This is a genomic window from Pseudomonas sp. Sample_10 (assembly GCF_004321495.1).
Classification (GTDB): Bacteria; Pseudomonadota; Gammaproteobacteria; order Pseudomonadales; family Pseudomonadaceae; genus Aquipseudomonas.
Genome location: NZ_RCOE01000034.1, coordinates 77,950 through 88,397 on the forward strand (window position 1 = coordinate 77,950; position 10,448 = coordinate 88,397).

The window sequence follows — 10,448 nt, forward strand, 5'->3', positions numbered from 1 at the left end:
GCGCAGCTGCCTTTAAAGAATGGAGAAATAATCAGCAGCAACGAACCGGTCGGTCTGTCATCGCCTGCAGACGTGCCACATCGGCGGCAAGCCAATCAGCATTGGCCGCCAACGCTTCTTGCAGCATCGTGGCGACCCAAGGTGCAAGTTGCGGGTTCAATCGGTAATAAACCCATTGCCCCTGCCGTCGATCCGTCAGCAAGCCATTACTGCGCAATTGCGCCAAGTGACGGGAAATTTTCGGTTGGCTGAGGTCAAGCGCAGCCGTCAGCTCGCATACGCACAGTTCGCCTTCACGAGCGATCAGCAAGGCAACACGACTGCGAGTGTCATCGGCCAAGGCCTTGAAAACATCGACGGGACTGCGGAAGTCGGACATGAAAACACGCCTCTGTGCGAACGAGGCGTGAATATATGGAATTTCGAATATTCAGTAAAGCACTGCCTGGAAAAGCACCTCCGGCGCTCCGTCACCCGGAGCGCCAGAAGCGGCAATCACAGCTTTTTGTGTTGCTCGACCCACTGCCCATAGGCATTGATGAAACTCTGCAGGAACGGCTTGACCGACTCCGACAGTTTGCCGGCCTCATCAAACGCCGAGCCAGCGCCGCCCAGATAGGCCTCGGGTTGCTGCATCAGCGGCACATTGAGAAACACCATGGACTGGCGCAGGTGATGGTTGGCGCCGAAACCGCCAATCGCGCCCGGCGAAGCGCTGATCACCGCGCCTGGTTTGCCGCTCCAGGCACTCTTGCCATACGGGCGCGAACCCACGTCGATCGCATTTTTCATCGGGGCCGGCACAGAACGGTTGTATTCAGGAGTAACGAACAACACCGCGTCGGATGAGCTCACTTGTTGTCGGAAAGTGCTGTAGGCTGCCGGCGGTGTATCAACATCGATATCCTCGTTGTAAAGCGGTAGATCGCCAATTTCAACGATAGTGAGCTTCAGATTCGCCGGCGCCAGATCGGCCAGGGCGAGCGCGATCTTGCGGTTGATCGATGCTTTGCGCAGGCTGCCGACGATAACGGCGACGTTATAGACACTACTCATGGAAGATTCTCGATTGTCCGTGGGGGAGCCTGTAGTTATAGATGATCGGACGATGTTTCAACCAGTAAACACAGGTATATCTGCGTCCTGATTATTTTTTTCGAGCAGGAAAACTTACCGTGCTCGACGGCGGTCTACAAAGCCGTCAATCAAGTGTTTTATCTCCAGAGGTTCTAAGCAGATGGCAGCAGTACTCGTCGGTCAGTTCCATGCAAGAGACGCGGAAGGCCGTATTTATTCGGTACACGAGTTTCAGGAGTCCACCCCGTCCGCAGACGGTTCCGGGCCTGCAACCACGTACAAACTGGCCATTGGCGATCGGGTCAACAAAGTTGATGACAATGAGTTCATGCTGGTGCAAACGGGCGTCACTCTCACCCGTGAGCCGGCAACCTGCGTCGCGTCATAACTCGATGTTATGAGCAGAAGTCATATGCGCGGACTTGGGTTAGGATTCAGTGACTGACTCCTCACCTGCTGAACATGGACTTCACGCATGCGCTTACGCCATATCGAAGTGATCCAGGCGCTCCTTCAGACCGGTCACACAGGCACCGCCGCCGAATGGTTGCAGTTGCCGGTGGCCGAGGTCGAAGGTATTTTGCGCGACGCAGAGGGCCAGTTGGGTTTCATGCTGTTCTCCAGCGTGCGCGGGCGGTTGCAGGCTACGCGCGAAGCACGGGAGCTCCAGGTAGAAATTGCCCGCGTCTACGATGCGCTTGAACCGGTGCAACGCCTGGCCAATAGCCTCAAACAATACCTGGCACCGCCGTTACGCATCATCTGCACCCCGCCCCTCGCCCAACAATTGTTGCCACAAAGCATCGCGGCCTTGCGCCGACGCCTGCCCGACGCACCTTGCACCCTCCTGAGCCAGCCCACCCGGGACATCGTCAAAAGCCTTTTGCTGCGCGAAAGCGACTTGGGCCTGAGCCTGCATGACCCGGATCGCGCAGAAATCGATTGCCAGGTGATTGCCCAAGGCAAGCTGCAATTGCTGGCTCCCCATGGCTGGCTGCAACCGAAGCAAAAGTACATCTCCCTGCAAGACCTGGCTGGCCAGGCGATGGTCGGTCTCGAAGGCCATGACCCGCTGAGCCCCGCTCTGGAAAACAAGCTGCATGGCTTGCGTCCGGCACCGGTGATCCAGACCCGGGTTCAGACCCACCAGATGATGCGCAGCATGGTCGAGGCCGGTGAAGGCCTGGCCATTGTCGACCCCTTTACCGCCCTCGGTGCCAAATCGGCCGGGCTCGATGTATGCCCACTGGCACCTGCCGTACCGATCAGCGTCTACGCATTGACCTTGAAGAACGGCGAGCCATCCCCCGCCGTCCAGACCTTGTTGACCATCATTACGGAACAAGCCGCGGCGATGCTGACGAACTGATCGGGTTTTCCAGCGGGTTATCGAACAATCGATACCAGAACAGCGCGACCTCGGCAGTATTGGGGTCAATGCCGCGATAGCGCAGGTGGTCGATGCCGCCAATCACATAGCCACAACGCTCGTACAAGCGGCAGGCACCGAGGTTGTTGTTCTGGGTTTCGAGCATGATGCCCGGCAGTTTCTTCTTGCGACTCCAGAACTGCGCCACATCCAGCAACGCCTTGGCCACCCCATGGCGCCGCGCCGGAGCGTGCACCGCCAGTTCGTCGATATGGGCAAAACCGTTCCAATTGGTGCTGATCACCAAGTGCCCTACCGGCTCGTCATCCAGGAATGCCATGAAAATCGCACTGTCCGGTGCATCGCGAAAACTGCTGAATTCCTCGGGATCGATGCCATAGCATTTACGATAAGGGGTAATGGGGGTGACTCGCCATTGCTCGACCGGCTGCCCTATTTCAGGCGCTCCGTAGGCGGCAACCTCAAAACTGAAATCGCTGCCCCAGATGTAGGCAGCAAAACCTTCGTCGGCGACGCGCACCGACAGCCCTGGATGATTAGGATTCATGACCGGCTGCATACTGGGAAAGGTCCTCATTCCTTGATGCAATCGACGGTGTAGTGCCGCCCATTGCCCTCGTCTTCATGTTGCAATCCGTGCACATCTGCAACGAACCCCGGAAAATTGCTATCGAACGTGCGAGCAAACGCCAGGTAGTCAATGATTGAGCGGGTCGCTCCGGTAAAACGCTCCCCTGGCATGATCAACGGAATGCCCGGGGGATACGGCACCAGCATCACGGCAGCGATTCGCCCATCCAGCGCATCGATCGATACGGCTTCGACTTCGCCACGTACCAAATGATCATAGGCGTCAGCCGGCTTCATGGCGATTTCCGGCATGACCGTGTACATGCGCTTGAGGTGTTTGGCCGTGGCATTGCTGCGATAACAGGCATGCAACTGATCGCACAGGTCACGCAGCCCCATGCCCTGATAGCGCGTGACATGTTGCTGTGCCACGCACGGCAGACAGCTGGCCAGACTGACGTTGGCGTCATAGCTGCGCTTGAACTCCAGCAATTCGGTGAGCAACGTGCTCCATTTGCCCTTGGTGATACCCATGGAAAACAGCACCAGGAACGAATACAACCCGGTCTTTTCCACCACCAGCCCACGCTCCCAAAGGAATTTGCTGACAACCGCTGCGGGAATGCCACGTTCACTGAGCGCACCACCGGCGGTCAACCCCGGCATCACCAGGGTGACCTTGATCGGATCGAGCAACACGTAATCGTCGGTCACGCCGCCAAAGCCGTGCCAGTCAGCGTCCGGTTGCAGCAACCAGTCTTCGGTGACCACGCGGTTGATGCCTTCAGCCGAAGGTGGCTGCCAGATGGAAAACCACCAGTCATCCGCCGCGATGTGCTGACGCAAGTTGGCCAGGGCGCGGCGAAAGCTCAAGGCCTCATCGAACATCTCCTGTAACAGCGAACGACCGGCCGGCCCCTCCATCATGGCCGAAGCGACATCCAGCGAGGCGATGATGCCGTATTGCGGCGAGGTCGAGATGTGCATCATGAACGCTTCGTTGAAACGGTCTCGATCCAGTTGCCTGGCACCGCCGTCCTGCACGTGAATCATCGACGCCTGGCTGAACGCCGCCAGCAGCTTGTGGGTGGAATGGGTCGTGAACACTAACGGGCTGTCCTGTCCACGGGAGGTGCCCATGCCATAACGCCCGCTGAAAAACTCATGAAACGCCGCGTAGGCATACCAGGCTTCGTCGAAGTGCAATACCTCGACGCTGTTGCCCAGTTGCTGCTTGATCAGCTCGGCGTTGTAGCAGAGGCCGTCGTACGTCGAGTTGGTGACTACCGCGAGCTTGACCTTGGGCGCCCGGCCCTTGGACAACGGGCTGGCGTCGATCTTGGCCTGAATCGCTTCGGGACTGAATTCGCTCAAGGGAATCGGACCGATGATCCCCAGTTCGTTACGCTCCGGGCACAGGTACAACGGGATGGCGCCAGTCATGATGATCGAATGCAACACCGATTTATGGCAATTGCGGTCCACCAACACCAGGTCATCGCGGGCGACCATCGAATGCCAGACGATCTTGTTGGCGGTGGACGTGCCATTGATGACGAAGAACGTATGATCGGCGCCAAAATTGCGCGCCGCCCGGGCCTCGGCTTCGGCCAGTGGGCCAGTGTGGTCCAGTAAAGAGCCAAGTTCTGGCACCGACACCGACAGATCCGAGCGCAGGGTGTTTTCCCCAAAAAACTGATGAAACGCCTGCCCCACCGGACTCTTGTGGTACGCCACGCCACCACCGTGTCCGGGGGTGTGCCACGAATAGTTGGAATCGGCGGTGTGTTGCACCAAGGCTTTGAAGAACGGCGGCAGCAACCCATCCAGATATTTGCGTGCGGCCCGCGCCACTTGCCTTGCGAGAAACGGCACCGTGTCTTCGAACAGATAGAGAATGCCGCGCAACTGATTCAGCTCGGCCATCGCGTCGGCGGGTGCGTTTTCCAGAGTCACTTGCTCGCCGAGGGCGAAAATCGGTAGATCGGGCGCACGCACTCGCGCCAATCCTATCAGTTCGGCCATATTCTGTAACAAATGCGAGTGAGCGCTGGCGTCCTCCGCCGCGATCAACATGCACGAGAGGCCGTGATGGGTGGATGCGACCAAGCGTCCTTCGGTGTAGTCCATCGCCGAAACGATACTGAAACCTTCCTGTTCCAGCTCCCGGGCGATTCCACGCACACGGTCGCCGGCAACGGTGTCGGCCTTTATGTCGCGATGGACGATCAGGACCGGGAATTTCAAATCTTTATACATGGGGCTCAGTGTCCTGAGGCGGCAGGCCAGAGCCTGCCAATCACCTCAGGGTAGAGGGTCGCAGCCGATGTGGCGAGTGCGTTGCACTGAAGCGGTACCGGCGCCGCACTATTTTGTAGCGAAAATTTTTTTTGTAGGGGCAAGGCTTGCCTGCGATAGCGATCTTTTAAACGCTATCGCGAGCAAGCTTTGCTCCTACAGATGACCGCAGATAGATGACCGTAGACAGATGAGCGCATGCAGATGAGCGCACATCAGGCCTGCGCTGCCGCCTCAGCCAATTGCAACCACAACGCCGGAGCGCCCGCGGATTTGCTGATGATTTCCAGGCGCGCTGCGTGCTGGGCCAATTCTTCTTCACTGGCGCGAATGATGCGGGCTGGCGTGCGACCGGCCGGCAAACGGCGGATCTCCGTGGCGGAGTTGTCAGCCCCCTCACCGGAACCATTGCCGTCGGAGGCATTGCCTGCCAGCGACAGGCTGGTCTGGCCGCCCGTCATGGTCAGGTAGACGTCAGCAAGAATTTCGGAGTCGAGCAAGGCGCCGTGAAGTTCACGACCGGAGTTGTCGACGCCATAGCGTTTGCACAGGGCATCGAGGCTGTTGCGCTGCCCGGGGTGACGTTCCCGGGCCATCATCAGCGTATCGAGGATCGTACAGTGCTGCGTGATGTCCGCACGATCGTGCTGGCCCATCAGAGCGAATTCGTTGTTGATGAAGCCAACGTCGAACGCCGCGTTATGGATGATCAGCTGCGCGCCCTTGATGAATTCAAAGAATTCCTCGGCCACTTCAGCGAAACGCGGCTTGCCTACCAGAAACTCGTTGGTGATGCCGTGGACGCCGATGGCACCCTCGTCACTTTCACGGTCCGGTTGCAGGTAAACGTGAAAATGCCGACCGGTCAGGCGCCGACCGATCAACTCGACACAACCAATTTCGATAATCCGGTGGCCGTCGGTCACCGGCATGCCGGTGGTTTCGGTATCGAGTACAACGGATCTGGTGGCCATCAGTGCTCAGCTCTCAATCGGTCAATCGTGCAAAAGCGGCGATGTTAACACGCTCGCTGGGGTCTTTGATTGATCGTTCCCACGCTCTGCGTGGGAATGCCTCAAGGGACGCTCCGCGTTCCAATGGGACGCAGAGCGCCCCGGGCTGCATTCCCACGCGGAGCATGGGAACGATCAGCAGGCACACATTCAGTCTTGTTTGTAACCGCGCACTTCATCCACGCCGCGGTTGGCCAGTTGGTCAGCGCGCTCGTTGCCGTGATGGCCAATGTGCCCGCGCACCCACTTCCAGGTGACGTTGTGACGGTTGACCTGTTCGTCGAGCAGTTTCCACAGGTCGGCGTTCTTCACGGGTTCTTTCGCTGCAGTTTTCCAGCCGCGTTTTTTCCAGTTGGCCATCCACTCGTTGATGCCTTTCATGACGTACTGGGAGTCGGTCACCAGCAGCACATCGCATGAACGCTTGAGTTCTTCCAGGCCGCGAATCGCGCCCATCAACTCCATGCGATTGTTGGTGGTGTTGGCTTCGCCTCCCCAGAGTTCCTTTTCAACGCCCTTGCACACCAGCAACGCACCCCAGCCGCCAGGGCCAGGGTTGCCTTTGCAGGCACCATCGGTGAAGAGTTCTACGCTATCGCTCATGCAATCTATCCAGAAAATGCGGTGGCTCGCCGATCGTTGATCGACAACGCCCGAGACCGGGGCAACCCGGTCGGAAAATGATATGAGGTATTACGGCTCGATATTGCGACGATTGACCTTGGCCATCGGCAGCGGAATCAACTTGCCCATTGTTTCGCGGCGTTCCTGACGCAGCGGCCGCAGGCCTACGACGATCTTGCGCGCCACCAATAAATAGAAGCCGCCGCCAGACAACTGCCAGTCGCCGGCCTTGCGTTCCCAGCCAGCCAGACGGGTCTGCCAGGCAGGTGAAGCCAGCGGCGGACGATAGCACCCGAAGCGGCGTTTCTCCAGCGCGAAGCCCAGCAGGTTCAACCAGTCAGCCACCCGTGACGGAGAAATGCAGCGAGCCTTGCCCAACCCGTCATGGGCAAACACATGACGCAAGCCCCAACTGCTCCAGGGATTGATACCGATGATCAACAGGTGCCCGCCAGGCCGCACACTGCTCGCGGCTTCACGCAGCAACCCATGGGGCGACAGGCAGAAATCCAGCCCGTGCTGCAACACCACCACATCGGCCGCATGTTCACTGAGTGGCCAGGCCTGCTCTTCGCAGACGATCTCGACACCCGGCAAGGGCGCACCCAAGCGCACATTGCGCTGCACCTGAGGTGCAGAAGGCGGCGTCTGCGCCGAGGGGCCGTAATGCACCAGGTAGCCACCGAAGAAGCGCCCGAGTTCGTCTTCGAGCATGCGCCGTTCTTCGTCCAGCAAAAATTGCCCGATGGGGCCGGACAGCCATTCACGGGCCGTGCTGATCAGCGCCAGCCAGTCAGGATCAGCTTGAGCGAACGCTTTATCGGTCATTGCATTCTCCAACGCGCCAGGAAGTTCTAAGATGCGCCATTGTTTCCAGCTTGGCGAATCCGACGATGATACAGATCACTGCCCTGCCCGCCTTCACCGACAACTACATATGGTTGTTACAAGACACTGCCACCCGCCACTGCGCGGTGGTCGATCCAGGGGACGCAGCCCCGGTGCAAGCCTGGCTCGCGGCCAATCCGGGTTGGGCCTTGACTGATATTCTGATCACTCACCATCATCATGACCATGTCGGCGGCGTCGAGCAGCTGAAGAAAGCGACGGACGCGAAGGTCTATGGTCCGGCCAGCGAAAAAATCCCGGCGCGGGACGTCGCGCTGAAGAACGACGACCGGATTACCGTACTGGGCCATGATTTTGATGTCATCGCCGTACCCGGTCATACCCTGGGCCACATTGCCTATTATCACAGCGGTCTGCTGTTCTGTGGCGATACCCTGTTCGCTGCCGGTTGCGGGCGATTGTTCGAAGGCACGCCGCAACAGATGTACGCCTCGCTGTCGCGTCTGGCCGCCCTACCCGAGGACACCCGCGTCTACTGCACCCACGAATACACCCTGAGCAATCTGCGCTTCGCCGCTGCTGTCGAACCGGGCAATCCAGACACCCTTGAACGCCTGGCTAGCGTCACTCGACAACGAGAAGCCGGGGTCATCACACTGCCTTCCACGGTGGCCCTGGAAAAGCGCACTAATCCGTTTTTGCGCACCGGCGAAACATCCGTTAAAGAAAAAGCGGACGAACGGACCGGCACCGATAACTCTCGGCCCGATATGGTTTTTGCTGCGCTCAGGGCGTGGAAAGACACGTTCTAAACAGCTTGCACGATGGTCCAAAAACGCTGAATGGTTGACCGCAGGGGGTCCGCTTTCTAGAATCGCCCGACATTTTTGCCCGGAACTTACTTCCAGCCAATGTCGTCATCCATACGTAAGTCCATCAATTCAGACGCATTGACCCGCTTGGCTCAAGCCATAGCGGTGGCTGTGTCCGCCACGTTGGCGGGCTGTTCCAGCCACGCTCCGCAGCCTGAAGCGACACATACGCCGAACGTGGCGGCCCGCGCCAAGCAGAAGCCCATCTGGCTCAGCGAAAAGCCGAGCCCGCAGATCCCGCAGGACGTCTGGGAGCGCATGCGCCAGGGCTTTCAGTTGCAGGACAACGTCGGCGTGAACCCGCGCATCGAACAACAGCGCCTGTGGTTCGCCAGCAATCCGTCCTTCCTCGAAAACGCCGGGGAACGCGGCAGCCTCTATATTCACTACATCGTCGAACGCCTGGAAGAACGCAACATGCCGCTGGAACTGGCGCTGCTGCCGGTGATTGAAAGCGCCTACAACCCGATGGCCTATTCCCGCGCCAATGCGGTGGGCCTGTGGCAATTCATCCCGTCCACCGGGCGTTACTTCAACCTGCGCCAGACCCGTTTCTATGATGGCCGTCGCGACATCACCGCTTCGACCACCGCCGCGATGGATTACCTGACCCGCCTGCACGACATGTTCAACGGCGACTGGCTGTTGGCGCTGGCCGCCTACAATGCCGGTGAAGGCACGGTCAGCCGTGCCATCGAGCGCAATGAAAAGCTCGGCCTGCCAACCGACTACTGGAACCTGCCGCTGCCGGCAGAAACCCAGGCCTATGTGCCGAAGCTGCTGGCCCTGTCGCAAGTGGTGCTGGCACCGGAAGCCTACGGGGTGAACCTCAACCCGATCGCCAACGAACCGTACTTCCAGGTCGTCGAAATCAACCAGCGCATGGACCTGTCCAAGGTCGCTGCAGTGGCCAACATCGACGAAGACGAACTGTTCCAGCTCAACCCGGCCTTCAAGCAACGCACCACCATCGACGGCCCACAGCATTTGCTGGTGCCGACGTCCAAGGCGCAATTGCTGACCACCAGCCTGCAGACGATGCGTCCGGAAGAGCTGATCAGCAAGAAACCGCTCAAACCGGTCTTCGAAGGCTCGGACAGCACGGCAGTGGCCAGCGCCAAACGCAGTTACCGGGTCAAGCGCGGCGACAATCTGGGCTCCATCGCCAAGGCCAACAACGTCGACGTCAAGGACCTTCAGCGCTGGAACAAACTGTCCGGCAAGAACCTCAAGCCCGGCCAGACCCTGGTCATGCAGGACACCAGCAAGCGCAGCGCCGGGCGCATCAACACCGTCGTCGCGGCCAATGCCAAGACCAAAAGCCCGGACAAAAAACCGCAGTCGAAGTACAAGGTTCAGCAAGGCGATTCGCTGTACATCGTGGCCAAGCGCTTCAATGTTGAAATGCAGCACCTCAAGCGCTGGAACCCACGTGTCGGCCAGGCATTGAAGCCAGGTCAGATGCTGACGGTTTCCAATCCGCACTAAAAAACGAGCCCCTGATTATCAGGGGCTTTTTTATCTTTGCAGCATCGAAAGGCTTTGTGGCGAGGGAGCTCGCTCCCGTTGGGCTGCGCAGCAGCCCCAAACCCTGATCCCTGGATACTTCTGACATACCGCGTGCACTGGATTTACGACGGCTTCGCCGCCGAGCGGGAGCAAGCTCCCTCGCCACAGGATTGGCGCAGGCAGAACTGTCTTGCCAGTAATTAAGAGCGCATTAACCCCCCGTCTTTTTCCTGTCCATACAAGCTG

Annotated in this window: 11 protein-coding genes; 4 read left to right on the forward strand and 7 right to left on the reverse strand. The window is 58.9% G+C overall.

Features of this window, described 5'->3' with window-relative positions; genetic code table 11:
• Positions 1–31 precede the first annotated feature (31 nt).
• Both D8U18_RS02570 and D8U18_RS02575 read right to left on the reverse strand, forming a co-directional pair.
• Positions 32–379 (reverse strand): metalloregulator ArsR/SmtB family transcription factor, encoded by a 348-nt coding sequence (locus tag D8U18_RS02570; protein ID WP_130906779.1) that lies wholly within the window; start codon positions 377–379, stop codon positions 32–34.
• Between the two features lie 116 nt (positions 380–495).
• Positions 496–1,056, reverse strand: coding sequence for an NADPH-dependent FMN reductase (locus tag D8U18_RS02575; protein ID WP_056855550.1), 561 nt, complete (start codon positions 1,054–1,056; stop codon positions 496–498).
• Between the two features lie 181 nt (positions 1,057–1,237).
• Between D8U18_RS02575 and D8U18_RS02580 the strand changes: the two genes are divergently transcribed.
• Both D8U18_RS02580 and D8U18_RS02585 read left to right on the forward strand, forming a co-directional pair.
• Positions 1,238–1,465, forward strand: a complete 228-nt coding sequence (locus tag D8U18_RS02580; RefSeq protein WP_056855551.1) for a hypothetical protein — start codon at positions 1,238–1,240, stop codon at positions 1,463–1,465.
• 87 nt (positions 1,466–1,552) lie between these two features.
• Complete coding sequence (locus D8U18_RS02585) at positions 1,553–2,446, forward strand: LysR substrate-binding domain-containing protein (RefSeq protein ID WP_056855552.1); 894 nt, start codon at positions 1,553–1,555, stop codon at positions 2,444–2,446.
• Here the strand turns inward: D8U18_RS02585 and D8U18_RS02590 are convergent.
• From D8U18_RS02590 to D8U18_RS02610, 5 genes are all read right to left on the reverse strand, one after another.
• Positions 2,412–3,026 (reverse strand): GNAT family N-acetyltransferase, encoded by a 615-nt coding sequence (locus D8U18_RS02590; protein ID WP_056855553.1) that lies wholly within the window; start codon positions 3,024–3,026, stop codon positions 2,412–2,414. The two genes, D8U18_RS02585 and D8U18_RS02590, sit on opposite strands and share 35 nt — an antisense overlap.
• Before the next feature lie 14 nt (positions 3,027–3,040).
• Positions 3,041–5,296, reverse strand: coding sequence for an arginine/lysine/ornithine decarboxylase (locus D8U18_RS02595; RefSeq protein ID WP_130906778.1), 2,256 nt, complete (start codon positions 5,294–5,296; stop codon positions 3,041–3,043).
• A gap of 254 nt (positions 5,297–5,550) precedes the next feature.
• Complete coding sequence (gene dnaQ, locus D8U18_RS02600) at positions 5,551–6,309, reverse strand: DNA polymerase III subunit epsilon (RefSeq protein ID WP_130930782.1); 759 nt, start codon at positions 6,307–6,309, stop codon at positions 5,551–5,553.
• A gap of 189 nt (positions 6,310–6,498) precedes the next feature.
• The gene (gene rnhA / locus D8U18_RS02605) at positions 6,499–6,951 is read right to left on the reverse strand and encodes a ribonuclease HI (protein ID WP_056855556.1); all 453 of its coding nucleotides are present in this window, start codon (positions 6,949–6,951) and stop codon (positions 6,499–6,501) included.
• Positions 6,952–7,041: 90 nt separating this feature from the next.
• A complete protein-coding gene (locus tag D8U18_RS02610; protein ID WP_130905678.1) occupies positions 7,042–7,800 on the reverse strand; it encodes a methyltransferase domain-containing protein in 759 nt (252 codons plus the stop codon).
• A gap of 65 nt (positions 7,801–7,865) precedes the next feature.
• Between D8U18_RS02610 and gloB the strand changes: the two genes are divergently transcribed.
• Both gloB and D8U18_RS02620 read left to right on the forward strand, forming a co-directional pair.
• Entirely contained in the window at positions 7,866–8,633 is a 768-nt protein-coding gene (gloB, locus tag D8U18_RS02615) for a hydroxyacylglutathione hydrolase (RefSeq protein ID WP_130905679.1), read from the forward strand.
• Between the two features lie 99 nt (positions 8,634–8,732).
• Positions 8,733–10,181, forward strand: coding sequence for a transglycosylase SLT domain-containing protein (locus D8U18_RS02620; protein WP_056855559.1), 1,449 nt, complete (start codon positions 8,733–8,735; stop codon positions 10,179–10,181).
• Positions 10,182–10,448: the final 267 nt, after the last annotated feature.